Annotated in this window: 17 protein-coding genes; 5 read left to right on the top strand and 12 right to left on the bottom strand. The window is 37.2% G+C overall.

Annotated features, from left to right (window positions below; all coding sequences use genetic code 11):
• Positions 1-84 precede the first annotated feature (84 nt).
• The 3 genes from ACUNWD_RS02160 to ACUNWD_RS02150 all read right to left on the bottom strand — a co-directional run bounded on the left by ACUNWD_RS02160 (position 85) and on the right by ACUNWD_RS02150 (position 2,762).
• Complete coding sequence (locus tag ACUNWD_RS02160) at positions 85-1,068, bottom strand: FecR family protein (RefSeq protein WP_445586116.1); 984 nt, start codon at positions 1,066-1,068, stop codon at positions 85-87.
• Positions 1,069-1,139: 71 nt separating this feature from the next.
• Positions 1,140-1,733, bottom strand: a complete 594-nt coding sequence (locus ACUNWD_RS02155; RefSeq protein WP_445586115.1) for an RNA polymerase sigma-70 factor — start codon at positions 1,731-1,733, stop codon at positions 1,140-1,142.
• A 372-nt stretch (positions 1,734-2,105) separates the two neighbouring features.
• Positions 2,106-2,762, bottom strand: coding sequence for a hypothetical protein (locus tag ACUNWD_RS02150; protein ID WP_445586114.1), 657 nt, complete (start codon positions 2,760-2,762; stop codon positions 2,106-2,108).
• Positions 2,763-3,408: 646 nt separating this feature from the next.
• Between ACUNWD_RS02150 and ACUNWD_RS02145 the strand changes: the two genes are divergently transcribed.
• Together ACUNWD_RS02145 and ACUNWD_RS02140 are read left to right on the top strand one after the other, a co-directional pair.
• Positions 3,409-4,026 (top strand): DEAD/DEAH box helicase, encoded by a 618-nt coding sequence (locus tag ACUNWD_RS02145; protein WP_445586113.1) that lies wholly within the window; start codon positions 3,409-3,411, stop codon positions 4,024-4,026.
• Between the two features lie 324 nt (positions 4,027-4,350).
• Positions 4,351-4,968 carry a fasciclin domain-containing protein gene (locus tag ACUNWD_RS02140; protein ID WP_445586112.1) on the top strand — a complete coding sequence of 206 codons (618 nt, stop codon included), beginning with the start codon at positions 4,351-4,353 and terminating at the stop codon, positions 4,966-4,968.
• Between the two features lie 296 nt (positions 4,969-5,264).
• On the opposite strand, the gene ACUNWD_RS02135 is transcribed toward ACUNWD_RS02140, so the two are convergent.
• Positions 5,265-6,137, bottom strand: a complete 873-nt coding sequence (locus ACUNWD_RS02135; RefSeq protein ID WP_445586111.1) for a CHAD domain-containing protein — start codon at positions 6,135-6,137, stop codon at positions 5,265-5,267.
• 192 nt (positions 6,138-6,329) lie between these two features.
• On the opposite strand from ACUNWD_RS02135, the gene ACUNWD_RS02130 reads away from it, so the two are divergent.
• The 3 genes from ACUNWD_RS02130 (at position 6,330) to ACUNWD_RS02120 (ending at position 8,354) form a co-directional block, all read left to right on the top strand.
• Complete coding sequence (locus tag ACUNWD_RS02130) at positions 6,330-7,190, top strand: helix-turn-helix domain-containing protein (protein ID WP_445586110.1); 861 nt, start codon at positions 6,330-6,332, stop codon at positions 7,188-7,190.
• 105 nt (positions 7,191-7,295) lie between these two features.
• Entirely contained in the window at positions 7,296-7,928 is a 633-nt protein-coding gene (locus ACUNWD_RS02125; RefSeq protein WP_445586109.1) for a cysteine dioxygenase, read from the top strand.
• A 57-nt stretch (positions 7,929-7,985) separates the two neighbouring features.
• Positions 7,986-8,354: a DsrE family protein gene (locus ACUNWD_RS02120; RefSeq protein ID WP_445586108.1), complete on the top strand. Its 369-nt coding sequence runs from the start codon at positions 7,986-7,988 to the stop codon at positions 8,352-8,354.
• Positions 8,355-8,437: 83 nt separating this feature from the next.
• Here the strand turns inward: ACUNWD_RS02120 and ACUNWD_RS02115 are convergent, their stop codons facing one another.
• The 8 genes from ACUNWD_RS02115 to ACUNWD_RS02080 all read right to left on the bottom strand — a co-directional run bounded on the left by ACUNWD_RS02115 (position 8,438) and on the right by ACUNWD_RS02080 (position 16,538).
• On the bottom strand, positions 8,438-11,335 hold the full coding sequence (locus ACUNWD_RS02115) for a GH92 family glycosyl hydrolase (RefSeq protein WP_445586107.1): 2,898 nt from the start codon (positions 11,333-11,335) through the stop codon (positions 8,438-8,440).
• A 251-nt stretch (positions 11,336-11,586) separates the two neighbouring features.
• Positions 11,587-13,146, bottom strand: a complete 1,560-nt coding sequence (locus tag ACUNWD_RS02110; RefSeq protein ID WP_445586106.1) for an ATP-binding protein — start codon at positions 13,144-13,146, stop codon at positions 11,587-11,589.
• Between the two features lie 362 nt (positions 13,147-13,508).
• Complete coding sequence (locus tag ACUNWD_RS02105) at positions 13,509-13,883, bottom strand: IS200/IS605 family transposase (RefSeq protein ID WP_445586105.1); 375 nt, start codon at positions 13,881-13,883, stop codon at positions 13,509-13,511.
• Positions 13,787-14,086 carry a hypothetical protein gene (locus tag ACUNWD_RS02100; RefSeq protein ID WP_445586104.1) on the bottom strand — a complete coding sequence of 100 codons (300 nt, stop codon included), beginning with the start codon at positions 14,084-14,086 and terminating at the stop codon, positions 13,787-13,789. The genes ACUNWD_RS02105 and ACUNWD_RS02100 overlap by 97 nt, the downstream gene beginning before the upstream one ends.
• Before the next feature lie 27 nt (positions 14,087-14,113).
• The gene (locus ACUNWD_RS02095) at positions 14,114-14,866 is read right to left on the bottom strand and encodes a hypothetical protein (protein ID WP_445586103.1); all 753 of its coding nucleotides are present in this window, start codon (positions 14,864-14,866) and stop codon (positions 14,114-14,116) included.
• Between the two features lie 104 nt (positions 14,867-14,970).
• Positions 14,971-15,276, bottom strand: coding sequence for a hypothetical protein (locus ACUNWD_RS02090; protein ID WP_445586102.1), 306 nt, complete (start codon positions 15,274-15,276; stop codon positions 14,971-14,973).
• An 86-nt stretch (positions 15,277-15,362) separates the two neighbouring features.
• Positions 15,363-15,815 (bottom strand): hypothetical protein, encoded by a 453-nt coding sequence (locus tag ACUNWD_RS02085; RefSeq protein ID WP_445586101.1) that lies wholly within the window; start codon positions 15,813-15,815, stop codon positions 15,363-15,365.
• 207 nt (positions 15,816-16,022) lie between these two features.
• The gene (locus ACUNWD_RS02080) at positions 16,023-16,538 is read right to left on the bottom strand and encodes a DUF6265 family protein (RefSeq protein WP_445586100.1); all 516 of its coding nucleotides are present in this window, start codon (positions 16,536-16,538) and stop codon (positions 16,023-16,025) included.
• Positions 16,539-16,598 lie beyond the last annotated feature (60 nt).

Raw genomic sequence — 16,598 nt, 5'->3', positions numbered from 1 at the left:
TGTTATTTAAAATATTCATCCGACCAAGATGATTTAAATGACTGCCGGGGAGTGCGACCAACACTTTCCGGTTTCTTTTTTCTCTTAGTTTCGTTTACTTTTTAGGTGAATTACATCTCCTTCTTGTACAACATAGACAGGAGTAATCGTCTCCATCAATTTCAGAACATCTGAAAGGGATTCATTTTTGATCGTATACGTATATCGTATCTTCCGGACATCGTCGTCCATCTCAAATTTCTGATTATACCTTTTAGATAATTTCAGCACCACTTCTTCCAAAGGAAGATTATATAAGTTGATCATACCATCTTTCCATGAGGTAAATAGATCTACATTAACTTTTCGTATTGACAATGAATTTTCCTGTTTGTCAAAGGTTGCCATTTCCCCAGGCTTAAGCATTTTAGAGAAGTTTTTTAGGACATTCGATCCTAATTCAATGCTTCCTTCTTCAAGTGCTACATTAAATATATTGTCGTCCTCATAAGCAGAAACATTGAATTTTGTACCCAATACCTTTACGCGAATTTTGGAACCAGTAACGACTAATGGCAAATCGGGATTCTTGGTAACATCAAAATAAGCTTCACCAACCAGCTCAATTTCGCGGTTAGAAGCGGCAAATTCATTATTGTATTTTATATACGAACCCGAATTCAACCAGACTTCTGTTTGATCAGGTAAAACAATATTTGCAATCTGCCCATTGTCTGCTTTAACAATGCTGAACCTGTTTTCAACATCTGAAGAAAGTCCCATCATATTATATGCAAGTGAACCTATAAATGCTGCAACCACTATTATTGCTGCATATTTATAAAACTGCAAATAGCGGGTTGTCGTTTGAAGTTTTTGATTTGATTGCTTTATCAATTGGAATTGTACTGAATTCCAACTTTTTTCAGAATCAGCAGGCATATCATTCTGAAGCCTTTCTACTTCCCATGCCTGTTTTACTTCTTTAAATTCATTCAGGTGATCTCCGGTTCTTAACCATTTGAGCAATTCTCCAGACTCATTTGATGAATCTTTTCCCGATAAGTATTTTAAAATTCGTGTTTTCATCTCTTGGGTTTTTCAAGAGGAGTACACGAGAAAATTATCTTGCCCTACCTATTTTATTAAAAAAAAAGAAATTATTTTAGAATCAGAACAATTAAAGCGGTTAGCATGGGGTATTTGGCGAGTAACTCTTTTCTAATTTGTTCCTTTGCCTGCTTTAAATGCTTTTCCACCGTCTTGATGGATATGTTTAGTTGCTCTGCCACTTCTTTGTTCTTTAATCCCTGGATGTTGGATTTAATAAATACTTCTTTCCTTTTTTTAGGAAGTTTCTCAACTTCTTTTTTTATGGCATCAATTAATTCCTCTTCGATTGATTTTTTCTCTAATCCTGTAAAATCCAGTTCGAATAAGTGCTGTAGTTCTATTTCCTTTATATTCTTTATGTTGGTTTCAGCGTGAAGAAATTTATTGTCGCGCAAATAATTCAGGCATTTGTGTCTTAGCATAACAAATAAAAAGCTTTCAATAGACTGATTGGGTTTTATACTGCTTCGTTTTTCCCATAAACCAACAAAACACTCTTGTACAAGATCATCAGCTTGAGCCGGGTCTGGAATAAAGAGTTTGCAGTAACTTAATAAACGCGCATGAGCCAGTTTGAAGATTCCCTCAAAAGCTTTTGGATCCCCATTTATTAATCCCTTATTTAGCTCATACTTGTTCACTGTTCTAACCAGATGTAGAATAAATCTTCAGAAGTACTTACAAACTACAACAATCAAGAACAAAAACCTAATCGAAAAATCTAAAAACCAGCAATGTTATAGAACATAACATTTGCTAATAATGATTCTAATAAGGTTATCAATATGCTTTTGGCAAATAATCTATCCCCCGAAAACACTAGTCATTCCAGCAAAAAATCGAGTTTTTCCAGCAACTTGAGGGGCATTTGCAGCTTTTTTTTGAGTTTTTCCAACATTTTTCAGATCCTTTCCATCAAAAAAGCCAATCTTTCCAACACATCTGCCAGACTTTCCATACTTTTAAAAGAATTTGCAACTGTGTTTTTAGATTGGCTTTTTGTGCAAGACTTACTAGTTAATATTCTCGACATCAGACTGTCTGTGCTTGCGACGATACTGGCTTGAGTATCCTTTTAACCGGTTTTTGTTTTTGCGGAATACATATTTCCCGGCCTCACGAATTTCATCAACCAACTCCTTCAAATAAGTGTAGGCTTTATCACGAATAAGTTTCGATTCGTTATAGTCAGCCTTGTCACCATTGGCTTCGGCCAGCAAATCGGCCAACTCATCAGCACGGGTGGCGGCCAGGTCGAGCTGAGTAAGATCGAAACCAATAGCAGTAAGCGGGGCCGGATTCTCTAAGACAGCGATATCATTTAAGTCCTGGATCATATCGGCATGTCCGCTACCATCGGTAATGGCACTTACACGACTTAAAAGCGCTTCGTTGCGCCGATAGGCAAAACGCAAACTCTGTAACAGGTCGTTCCGTAAGTCATAGGCTTGCGGCGACTGTATAGCCCATTCTTTTTGTGCTTCCTGCTGCGAACGGTAATCTTTGTTCCAAATGGATTGTGCCTCACGACAAGCTCCTGCGCGTACAGGCAGTTCTGCAATCATTTCCTCAGTGATACCTACGACCTGTAACTGTTCCGCATCGTCCAGACTCCAGTGATGCAGATTTTCGGCTTCCTGTAGTGCAACATCAACAGGAATGCTGAGCACTTTAACTTCTTCGTTTGGGATCGCCTGAATGGTGGCTAATTTTTCATTTTAATCATTAATGTTAGACATTTTTTCTACATTTAAAAAGTTAATAAATAAATTTATTGACATCGGGCCGCCTGAAAGCTTTCCATGGCGAGGGCGGCCTGTTTTTCACCCGGTTCTTAAACCTTAAGTGTACATACCACCGCAATGGTATGTGAGCAGATCGGTCATTTGATTTACGACCATGCAAATCGTTCATGGCTGAAATTCATTGCGTTTATTCATTTAATTGATTGAGGGTGGCCCTTTCAAATAACAGGGAAAAGTTAAGGCTATTGAACTAAATATTCAATAAAATGAAACGCAAATACAGGAACACCCCTGTATTTGTATTAAACACCCGTTTTAAAATGATGAACGGTCTATTTTTACCATTTTATGTTAAAATAAGCTGTTGGGTTTTAGCAGCAAGTATCAGTTTGTCAATAGTCACAAACTGAGTTTTCTTTTAAAAGAATTATTACAGACCTAAACTTTTCAATTCATTCAAGAGAGTTTATGGAATAAATACTTTCCAAACTTCATTTGTAAAGTCCGTTAAGATCCATAAATAAATAGTATTTTGCGAAAAAATTGCAATCATATAAGTATCGGAATATAAATGAAACTAAAGAAATTACACTCTGAGCTAGTATCTGGAATTGTAGATGCAGGATTTGATAAAGAGCCGAAGGAAATTCAAACGAATTGTGTTCCTAAAATTAAATCGGGAGCAGACTTGTTTGCCATTGCACCAGCGGGATCTGGAAAATCAACAGCAATTGTTATTGGTGTAATTCAACAACTGAAAGAAGCTTTTGAAGAAGCGCCACGAGCTATTGTAATGGTTGAAACCAGAGAAAAAGCGTTTGAGCTGGAAGAGCAGTTTAAAATTCTGGGGAAAGATACCAATCTCCGAACCTTTACGGTATTTGACCAAGGCAACATTCAATATCAAAAAGATAGTATTTATGAAGGCCTGGATATTTTAATTGGAACCCCCAGACGAATTGATGAACTTTTAAGTGTTACTGGGATACCGTGTAGTAATCTTAAGCTATTGGTGGTTGACGATGCTGAAACTATCTTCCCAAATCGTTATCATCCGGTTGTTTATCGTATTGCTGACAGTTCCAAAAAGCTTCAATGTTTGATTTTCGCAAACAAATGGCACGATAAGTTTGATGATCTTCTTGAACGTATCATGAAAAATATGGTGGTTATTGAAATTGAATCATGATCCTACTCCACAAAAGAATATAGAATCACTTCTCCTACCTTATCAAAGAGAACTACATGCACAATAAATAAACACGAAAATGTTTATTGGTTAATGCAGTAGCTTTTTACTGAAATTTCAAATTAACAGTGCAAACAAATTGCCTCCGCTTGCAATACATTAACATTTTTTAACATTTGGCAAGAAAGTCAGATAAATAAGCTATTTCGCCTCACAAACAATCATTGAAATCATTTGTGTTTAATATTTATGACCATATAATTAAACATTATTTGAGATATTTCTGTTTAAATGTTTAACTATTAATTTAAAACAATAAACAGGATGAAGAAGCTTTTTGAAAAAAGGATGACAAATTTTAGAAGTTTGACCCTCGTAGGAATTATTTTATTATCTGTAGTATTTGTAGCTTGTGAAAAAGAAGGTGATGATTTTGTAGCCCCTGCATCACAAGATGTTTCCCTTAAAAGTGCTAAAGCTATTAAGAAAACCGATAGTTCTATTGCAATGGTTGCGATTAATGGAGGTTTCAGTGAGTTGGTTGGTGCTTTGGCATATGTTGACGGAGAAATGGGAACCGGTTTAGTCGACATGTTTATGAACGGTACTGACCAATACACGGTATTTGCACCAACCAATGACGCATTTTTTGCTTTATATGATGCTTTAGGAGCTGAAAAGATATCAGACTTACCTGCAGCTTTGGTCTATGATGTTTTACTATATCATGTAACTGATGGAAGAAGAGCTGCCAATAGCGTAGTGCCCAAGAATGGAACACGAGATATAGAAACGTTGTTGGGAGCAACTTTTATGGTACACCCTGATTTGTCCATCGAAGCAGTTGGAAATATGGCAAATATTGTAGCAGCAAATGTTTCAGCATCAAACGGTATCGTGCACGTAATTGATGCGGTTATTTTACCTATTACAGTAGAATAAACTACTACTACCTTTATTTTAGCAAAGGAAAACCAACCAGTAGACGATTGATAAAGAAGTTGTATTCTAACAGACAGCTTCTTTACCTAATTGTAATACAAAAGCACCTCTAAAATGAGGTGCTTTTGTATTTATGACGCTACCATTTTCATAAACGCTGCCGTATAGCGTTCCCCTTTAATTGCCGCATGTTTAAAAGTTTCATTTAGCGGATTCATTTCGTTATTAGACAGTTCAATTGCAATGCAAAGTTTAAAAACCAACAATTAGCAAATTAACAAACATCGGCGTATTCACTACGTTTTTTTCAAATTATTATTGGTGATAAGATGGATAGAATGAACAAGCATCTGTAATATTTTATCTTGTTTCTCTATTTGCTTGTTTTGAAACTCTTCGAGCAGAATTTCGATCTGTGCTTTAACGCGCAGGTTTCTCGTCTTCAGACTAAATTCGTGTAAAGAATCAGCCGCCACAATATAATCATGCCAACTCCCAATACTATTAATCAAAGCTTTTAGGTCTGCCTGATCTATATTCATTTTCCCTTCATGTTCGGCACCAAGTTCATTCAAAATGGCAACTATCTCCTGGATAGCTTTCAGGTGAATCCGAATTTCATGGAGTTTATGATTATCTGGCAATTCTTGTTTTATTTGGTTGATAGTTTCAATTTTCTGTTGAATAAAATGAGACGATTCCTCTAGGATCATTCTCTTGGGTAAGCGATTGATATACTCAAATAAATGTCCGTTCAATTTTTCTAGCTTCCTGATATTGAAATTACGGATTTGAGTTCCCAGCTTTTTATCTGCCAGGATTTGTCTGCTCTTAAGGTAATTTAAATATGGTAGGATCTGTATCTCACTGTATTTTTCAATCAGCCTTTGGTTCAATTGTGCTTCTCTTACTTTTCCAGCCTCGGAAAAAAGCTTCTTCACCAGCATATTAAGATCAGCCATACTCCATTCGCCATTACTAATATCATCAACAAATGACCATAGCGCCCTCATTCTTTTAAGATTCAGTCTCAACTTGTGAATATCGTTAACCTCGTGTTGCTCCTTACAATTTCCAAGTCTGAGAAAAAATTCATCCAAAAGCTTATGATAATACAAGTGTAGCTGAGCTTGTTCAACCTGTTTATTATGTACATCTTCTGTTTTCATATTTAGTTTGCACCTATTCAATACAACGCAATAAATAATGTTTTCGTTACGGATAAAACTACTATTGAGAATACCGATCTATTCATTTTCAACTCGCTGAATGCATGCATTCTAAGCAATTGACATCAGTTAAACCATTTTCCGATTTAAGTTGTTTTATTTTTAATTGGATACCCTGTAAATCAATCGTCTATGCTTAACTTCTATAAAATCGTCAAAGAAAATCTGAGTTTTAACCGTTTTGAATTTAAAGAGACAGTTTGCCTTGAATACACTTGCCCTATTGATGCTGAGCAAATCGGCATCTTCTCCAGAAATGATTACCTGGTTTATGTGCTTTCAGGTAAAAAGACTTATAAAACCATCAATGGAGAATGGACACTTGTTCCCGGTCAAACGTTATACTTAAAGAAGGGGGCAGAAGTTATTCACCAGTATTTTGATGATGAATATTGCATGCTTGGTTTTTTCCTTTCTGATGAACTTATTAAGGAAGTGATGGCAGAAATGAAAGGGAAAGTAGTGCTGAACTGCGAACAAGATCCGGAAGAATTCACGGCAAAGATGGTACAGAAATCGGATTATCTGGAAGGTTATTTCAACTCCATGTTAACCTATTTCAGGGGCATCAACAGGCCTCCCGACCATATTCTTGTTTTAAAGCTGAAAGAATTACTGATCAACATTATTAACTGTGATCCATTGCTAACAGCCTATTTTAATAGTATGACTGAAACGGACAGGCCTTCTCTACAACAGATCATGGAGAAAAACTATTGTTTTAAGCTGAGATTGGAAGATTATGCAGAGTTAAGTCATCGCAGCCTTTCCACCTTTAAGCGGGATTTTCAACAAATATATCATGAGCCACCTGGTAAATGGATTATGAAAAGACGTGTGAAACATGCAGCAAACATCCTTGCTAATTCCAATCAGAATATAACACAGGTTGCCTTTGAAACCGGCTTTGAAGATGTCTCACATTTTAGCCGGGTATTTAAAAAAGTGATTGGTAAAGCACCCTCAGACTATAAGAAATCGCTTGCTTTTTGACCATTTTGTGCTGTTTGGACTAATTAGTCAACACAACGAACTTTTCAGCAAAACATGACGCTCAGATAGTTCTCAACTTTGTACTGTACAAAAACAACGAGAACTATGAAAAGCTTTATTTCAAACACAACAAATGAAAGAAATACCCTAAGAGGGATCAATTATTTCCATTCTTTTCAAGGACTTTCAAAAAATGAAAAGAACAGTTCTCAAAGTGAAGTTAAAACTACAAGCAACTTTAGCCGGGAACAAATTCTAACGTCAAACGCAATTTTTCAAATGGCAACCGGACAGGTGCCAGATCTTTGGGAAGTATGTCTTAATCTATATAATACACTAAAAGCCTGTACGGCTCCCCTTTCTGCTATACAGTTTGTACCGGTATTGGAACAAATCTATTCTCTGGATCAACAGCAGGTAAAACGATTCCTTAAGAACCGGGAGCACAGACATGTATTAATTGACCATGAATTATTGAAAGTAGTACTTATTCACTGGAAACCAGGAACGGTAAGCGCCATTCACGGACATCCAAAAGGCGGATGTATTTTTAAAATACTACAAGGAAAATTGGAAGAACTTCGCTTCACACCAACCCATTCGCCGAAACTCTTATCAACAAGCAGCTATAAAACCGGTGCCATGACTTACATCGATGACCGCATTGGATATCACCAGGTTGGAAATCCTTATGGAATATCGGTAATCAGCCTGCACGTTTACACACCCGGAAAATAAAACAGTCAAATTATCAAACTCAAATAATTAATTATTAATCATTTAAAAACAAACATCATGGAAACTAAGAAAAAATTAGTCGTAGTTATTACACAAGGTCTTGACAATGAACGCTCATCAGTAGCATGGAGTATCGCCAATGGCGGAATCAAAAATGGTTTAGATGTATCAATCTTCCTGGTAAGTTCTGGAATTGACTGGGTACGCAAAGGAGCGGCAGAACGCGCCCGCCCAAATCCGGAAGATCCAACCATGAAAGACATGATTCAGTTTGTAGTTGAAAACGGTTGCGAAATAGGCGTATGCCCACCATGTGCCAAAGTTCGCGGTTACGATCAGGATAGCCTGCTGGAAGGTGTGCAAATTGTAGGATCGGTATTCATCCACGAAAGAGTAAAAGAAGGTGCAGCCTTGTTAAGCTTCTAAGAAAGCACTCGCATCAATACCAAAAAAAAGCACCTCAATTTCGAGGTGCTTTCTAAATATTATAGTATGAAATAATCGGCCTATCAATGAAACAAATTTTTAGCTGGAATCAGTTGTTTTGAAAAGCCGGGGCCTTCCCAGCTCAACTCCAACTTAATTGCATCCGAACACTGGAAGAAGTTCACATCGAGAGGATACTTCCCTTTTTTCAGATTCAGCGATGCCTTTTGCTCAAAGGCAAATGATTTCCGTCCGTCACTTTCAAATAGTTCTGTCCCGTCAAAAATCAGCTGTCCCCCATCATTAGCATTCATATAAATGGTATAAGTCCCGTCTTTTGGAATATTTATATACGATTTGAAACCAACAGCAATCCACTCGTCCCTATCAATTTTAGATAAATCAAATGAATCGGTTATTCCGGTTTTCACCGGTGTTTCGTGAGCAAAATCTCTCGCTGACCGATAAACTCCTTCAAAATACTCATATTGAACACCTTTCTTAAAATTACCAGTTGATGGTTTTGCTTTTTTAATGGTCTTTTCTGCTACAAAGCTTGGTTCAACGCCTTCTTTGTAAGCAACAAATTTCAGCTCAGTAGTTTCATTAATCACAAAAGGCTTTGTGAATTTCGTACTGGTATTATCAGGGGTGGTTCCGTCAGTTGTATAGTAAATATCAGCCCCATACGTGTCACATCCCAAGTTCACGGTATACTGATCGATAAAATAATCGGTCCTGTCATACAAATAAGGGATGCTAACAAACTCCATTTCTTTAACTGACACTGGCCTCGAGCTTTCCTTCTGTCCATATACCTTATTGGGTTCCGGTCCCATTTCAAAGACAATCTCGCCGCCCTGTTCAATATCCGAATGTAGTATATAAGATAAATCGTACTCCTTACCGTTCAATTTTGCACTTTGGATATACTTGTTTTCAGTACCTTGATTTTTTGCTGTGATCGTAAATGTTTCACCTGATTCAAGGCTAATAACTACTTTATCAAAAATAGGGCTGCCAAATATATATTTACCATCGCCAGGTGCCATTGGGTACATGCCCATCGCACTCATTACATACCATGCTGACATTTGTCCGCAATCTTCATTTCCACACAAACCATCAGGGGTATCCTGGTACAAATCATCCATTATCTTTCGAATAATGGCCTGTGTTTTCCATGGTTTTCCCACATAGTTATACATGTATGCAATATGATGACTTGGTTCATTACCATGTGCATATTGTCCAATTAAACCCGTCACGTCAGTTCCATCTTCCAATTCGACTTCCATAGAAGTTTCGAAAAGGTCGTTGAGCCAGTTGGTGAATTTCTCATCTCCTCCACTTAACTCAATCAACCGGTTCACATGGTGAGGAACGTATATGTATTGATAGGAATTTCCTTCCGTGAAATCGTAATTTACCGACTGTGGATTAAACGGTTCTCGCCAGCTTCTGTTGGCATTTTTACCCCTCATAAAACCGGATGAAGCATCGAATACATTCTCGTAGAACTGTGAGCGCTGAGCATACTGCTTGTATGCCTCTTCCCTTCCGGTAAGCTTCGCAAACTGCGCAATACACCAATCATCGTAAGCATATTCTAACGTTTTAGAAACCGACTGACTACTTTTATTTGATGGAACAAAGCCTAATTCTTTATAGTATTGAATACCTCGCTTACTAACATTAGCGCTGGTATTCATCGCTTCCCAGGCAGCATCAGCATCGTAATCACGAATTCCTTTTTGATACGCATCTGCAATTACTGAAACAGCATGATAGCCAATCATACATCGGGTATCGTTTGCAGCCAGTTCCCACATTGGCAATTCGCCACTCTCTTTGTATTTATGGATTAATGTATTGACAATATCATTTGTTCGTTCTTTATCGATGATCGTCAATAACGGATGCAAAGCTCGGTAGGTGTCCCACAGGGAGAAAACGGTATAATTTTCGAAGCCATCTGCCGTATGAACCTGATCATCCATTCCGCGATATTGGCCATCAATATCCATATACAAATCAGGTGTCAACATGGAATGATATAAGGCTGTGTAGAAATTTCGCCTTTGAGCCAACGTTCCTCCTTCGACATGAATTTTTGCTAAATTCCGATTCCATTCCTGTTTCGAATTTGCCCTGATTTCATCAAAGGATAAACCGTCAACTTCTTGTAAGTTTTTGCGGGCTCCTTCTATGCTAACTGCCGAAATACCCACTTTCACGAGCACAACTTCATCAGTGTTGGTATCGAACTGCAGGTAGCCTTTTATATTCCGACCTTCTGCCATCGTTAGATCCTTATCAATCACATTATTTTTTGCAAGCCCATAATTCTTAAAGGGTTTTGAGAACTGTGCCACAAAATACCATTGCATGTTTAAAGCCCAGTTCGTCGATTTTCTAAACCCTTCGATTTCGGTATCACTAACAATCTTCAATTCTGCATTTAATACCGTATCGCGGTGAGTTAAGTCAATGATCAGGTTAGCAGCATCTGATTTAGGAAATGTATATTGGTGGACTCCTACCCTTTCACTTGCTGATAATTCTACTTTCACATCGCTATCATCCAACAAAACGGAATAGTAACCTGGCTCCGAAGTTTCGTTTTCATGACTAAATTTTGAGCTGTACTCCTTATTTGAAAGTGAAATTTCACCAACAGTAGGCATAAACAGAATATCGCCATAATCGGACACCCCAGTTCCACTCAAATGGGTATGCGAGAAGCCGTATACAATGCTATCCGAGTAATGATAACCACCACAACCATCCCATCCGGTTAAACGGGTATCAGGGCTTAATTTCACCATTCCAAAAGGCACCGAAGCCCCCGGATAAGTATGTCCATGCCCTCCCGTCCCTATAAAAGGATCAACATATTGGCAATAATCAGTTTTTTTAGTGTTGGTTTGTCCACATGCGAATAGCAGTGACAGCAGCAGGTAAAATAGGTACTTTTTCAATTTCTTTATGTTTTAATGAATGGATTCGTTTTATTTCTTATCTGTTAATACAGTATTATCAACTTTTTAAGTGCTAAATGCAAAGAAAATTAATAATAGTAACTTTTTGTATGAAGGATGTCAATAATTAGGTAGATAATGGTCGTTTTTTTAAGAAAATTAAGCAGGTATGGGCAGTATGACAATAGGGTCACTGCTGTTGCAGCTTTTTCTTTGTTCGAATAGTCAAATTACTAATAGCTGAGTGCGTGTTATCGAATATAAATATTCTTGCGTATTAGCTTTAGGAGTTCTGACCTTTCAATTGGCTTCGAAATATAATCTACACAACCGGCTCGTAAACATTTTTCCCTGTCACCCTGAAATGCATAAGCCGTTTGAGCAATTATTGGCAGTTTGGGTTTATGCTTTAATATTTCTTCGGTTGCTTCAAGTCCGTTCTTTTCAGGCATTTGTATATCCATCAAAATGAGAGACAAATCGTCGTTGGACAGGGCTTCTTTTATGGTGTCTTTTCCCGTGATTGTTCTGACAACACGCAAATTAAATCCTTTTAAGAGCGTATCTAAATAATCGTAATTGAACTCGTCGTCTTCTGCAACTAAAATCAATTCATTATTAAAACCAATCCTACCATTAGTGTTTGTTTTGTTATTTCCCGGTACCGGTTCCCCTTGCTTATACTTAATTTTGAAAAAAAATGAAGTTCCTACATTTACTTCAGATTCGAACCATATTTTGCCATCCAATAGCTGTACACATGATTTAGCAATAGCCAAACCCAGTCCGGTTCCTCCGTATATTTTCCCAATGGATTTGCGACCTTGTTCAAAGCGATTAAATATACTTTCTTTACTATCTTCCGGAATCCCGATTCCCGTATCTTTCACAAAAAAATTGAGATTATCATCTTCAATGGCATATCCAAATTCGATTGAGCCTGTTTCCGTAAATTTAAGAGCATTACCCAGCAGGTTAAATAGTATTTGCCGTAACCTGGTTTCGTCAGAAATAATATAATTCTCTTCACCAGGCAAATTAAGCTTCAGGTGAATATCGTATTTGTTTTTTGAAATTAGTAAAGAGTGATAAATACTATATAATGATTTCAGTACGCTGTGTAACTCAAAAGTCGTGTTAACAACTTTAATTTGTCCGGCATCAATTTTAGAGATATCTATTAGATCATTTATCAGGTAAAGAAGATGACTGCTGCTGCTAGCAATGATAGAAGCATATCTCTTCTTATCACTATCTGTTATATTTTCCTCATTTAATAGTGTAGAAAAACCAAATACCGAGTTTAGTGGAGTTCTAATTTCATGACTCATGTTAGCAAGAAATGCTGCTTTTAGTCTCTCATTTTCTTTCGCTTTTTCCAAAGCGTCAAAGAGCTTTTCCTCGTTATGTTTTCTTTCGGTGATGTTTTTTATATAAACATGGATAATAGGCTTATTCTCTAACAGGTATTTGCATGGCGTTACTTCTGCAAAAAACTCACTCCCGTCTTTACGCCTAAAAGATGTTTCAGTACTTACTATATTTTCCTGTTTCATTACATTCAACACTTCTTCAGAATGCTTTATTTCAGACTCACTATGTAAATCATAAACTTTTATAGCTCGTATCTCCTCATAGGAGTATCCAAACTCATCGAGAGCTGCCTTATTCACATCAATAATATTCATTTCCATATCATGAATAATTATTGGTAGCAAGGACAGCTTAAACATCTGTTTGTAGATATCCTCCGCTTTATTGATTCGTAGAAAGTCACCAAAGTGAGAATCTTGACTATCATTTGATTCCATGGCACCTCATTTTCTATTAAAATTAGTAATTTCCAATATCAAAGTAAAGGGGACAAATTAGTATTTTATCATATAGTTAACTACTGTATTTCGTAGCTCAGCTCAATCTCTCGTCTTTTTTCATGTATCTAATTAGTTGATATATTAATAATATATTATTCACAATTTTGTTTAATAGATATTCTATTGTAACTTATGATCAGTTTAATCGCCCTAAAATAATTTATAAGTTATGAGCAATTCACAAGACCTTTCGGGACTTTATTCCCAATAATTGTACAATGAAGGATAAATCTGGAGGGTTGCAACTACTTTAACAATATCATATCCTAATTAATCCTTAACCGTGAATGGATTGGTATTTAACTGTCAACCCAATCAAACAAATATTTCTCATGATAATCCACCTGGAATTTCCTCAAAAACCCGACATACTCCTCTTTAAACGATTTCGTGTTGTGATGCTGCTCTTGGTTCAAAATATATTGATACACCTTATCAATCTGCGAATGAGCATAGGAAAAAGCCCCGTAGCCCTCCTGCACTGAAAATCTTCCAGTCACCCAATTGTTCTTATTGATGCAATTAGATGAATTGTTTTTAATATCCCTTACCAAATCGGCAATAGCCATGGATGGTTTCAACCCAATAAACGCATGAACATGATCTGCCGCACCATTAACAATAATTGACTGTTGTCCCTTTTGGGTAATAATTCCTGAAATGTATTTAAACAACTCATTTCTCCATTTGGAAGAAAGCAGGCAAAAGCGATATAGGCATCATGCAAAATGGCAACAATTGCCAAAGAGTACTTTTTCACTGTTGGAGACTCATCAACCATAAAAGGGAAAAAGAACAATGACGGAAGTATAGCGATAATAGCTAATGCCCATGCCGGGTTTTCAGCTAAACGTGATTTCTTTGGTTTCTTTTTCATTTGGGCACGTTTAATTGGTTATCATGCTTAAGGCTGTCGCCGCGAATGCAGTCCCACTCCTAAACCGATATTAATAACAGCTGTATTTACCTTTACAGGCGTAAAAACAGATTTCTGGGCATCTACAGGGTATTCTGCTATAAATGGCCCAATTTCAGACGGTGGAGAGATTCTAAAGTTGGTTTTTAGCGACAGGAACCATCGTTTCCTGTCAAGCATTCGATACGAATAAGCGACATATACTCCTGGCATCATATTGGTTTGGTCGGGCGAGTTTTCACCAGCACTGGAATCATGTGCATAATGAATATTCAACGAGAGTCCAATGGCATAATGATTGAGATTATTATGCAACCGAATGCTATAATAGGGAGAAAAAGACCATAGGACACTTCGAAGAAACAAATAGTTACCTATACCAACATTTTCATATCCGTGCGTTTCAATATTTTCAGCCATCGCGATGTTTAGCCCAGCACCTTTTCTCTCATTAAAATAGTAGGTTGCATCTAAATCTACCACAGGTGATTTTTGCGTAAAAGGATGGTCTTTCGGGCCTCCAAACCAGCCACCAGCACTTCGGTCATCAAAACCTGACGAAACCATATTCGATTCAATAGCCCCAGTAGTTCCCCACAATGAACCACCGATAGTCAGTAAAATGCTGAATTTCTCATGGTTGCCGTTCAAATTAAGTAGCTCCGTTTTTAATTCCTGTGCATAGGAGGGAAATACAAAGAACATTGCCAAAACGCCTATGATAAGTTTTTTAGGTTTCATCTATTCCCTGTTTTGATTAATGTAATTTAAACCAATATCAAACTTAGAAAACGTATCTGGAGGCAGACTTAACAAAGTACCTATTCCCAACCAAGAGTTACGAGTTAGCCTCGCAGCTTAAACAAAATATCTACAATCTCGATGGAAGGAGCACCAATCACCTGGTAAGCCGTTGGTATGGATGCTGCCAACTCCGATTGTCTGAATTCTTGCAGTGACTCAGCCGAATCCCAAATATAAACACCTCCATATTCTCCCGGCCCCAATTTTATATAATACTTCTGAACAATTCCGCTTATAGCCTGAAACTGGGGCTCTCGCTCCTTTGCAACTTTCAACAACTCTTCTTCTGATAATTTGGTCTTAAATTTGACTATCTGCATGATCGTTCCTACTTTTTTTCCTTCCATGATGTTCATTTTATAATTAGCTATAGTTTTATAACCAGTCATTTCAGAAAAATGTTCTTTTTGTCCGTTATAATTATCTCATTGGTTTAGAAACGAACAGACAAGGTTACTCCCGGGGTATATTTCTGATTATATGGATTGTACTGCAAGCTTGGTTTTATTTCCAGCTTAAATTCATTAAAGGCATTGGCCTTTATTGCTTCTATGCGCTCCACCCGCTTTTTACCGGTTGACTTCATGGGGATGCCAACAGCCATTGTGCTAACTCCTGCCAGCCCTCCGAAAAAACCAAGAACTACTACTCCCAGATCCATATTGCTACCAAAAGTAACAGCAGTTAATGCAGTAGCACCCAATATGGAGCCGCCAATAATTGTGACCGTTTTTCCAGATTTTTGAAGTTTCATTGCCTTGTTCAAATAAACATCGAGTTCTTCCTGAGAGAGTTTTTCCAGATTTTCCTGTGAATAGGTTTTCTGTGCCTGAATTATCATGGAACACGAAAACATTAGTAGTAAAATAATCGCAATTCGTTTCATGACAGATGATTTTTGGTTTTTATAACTAGTAGAGATACATCTTCAATAACTATCAAATAGCTCTCAACTATTTCTCCAGGCAAGCTCAGTTGTGTGTAGATATACGATGGCTGAAAGCTTTTTGTTGGAAAACACAAACAAACAGAAATTTCTTAATTATTCAATTAAGAAATTAAATCTTAGTCAAACGTTTACTAACAGCTAAAACTATGGAAGAAAGCGATGGTAATTAAATCTGGCTTCGGCTTCTTTTCCTTCAGAGTGGATCAGAACATACAGGTTAATTTCATTGTTATTGACCTTTTCAAAAGTGAAACCTTCGAAATAAGCTTTGTTTTCGGTGATTTTAACCAGTCTGAATTCCAATGGGTGGTCTTTCTCTTCCCACGCTCCAAGATTGTCGTGAAAATGCCTTAATCGCAATATTAAGGTGTTGTTTTCCTCAGAAATGGCTCCTAACTCATAAAATTGCACGATATCATCAGCCACCAACTTAAAGGAAAACATCATAGAACCGCCTAATGGTGGCGACCAAATTTCTTCCACCGTACCTCCAAAGGCATTACCGCGCCAGTGCCCCTGTATCCAACTTACCTGGTCTATTTGTGCATTTGGAGAGCTTTTAAGGCTATCAAGTTGCATCGTATTCACAATGTTTTGTCCAAATGCAGATGTTCCCAAAGTAAACAATACAGCAAAAAGAAAAAGATAGACGATTCTCATAGCAATACTTTAATCTTGACGTTTTCTAACCAAACATTTCCAACTCTAAATGGTTTGCAG

The sequence above is a fragment of the Sunxiuqinia sp. A32 genome (genome assembly GCF_052690465.1).
This window is presented reverse-complemented; position numbering and strand designations above follow the sequence as displayed.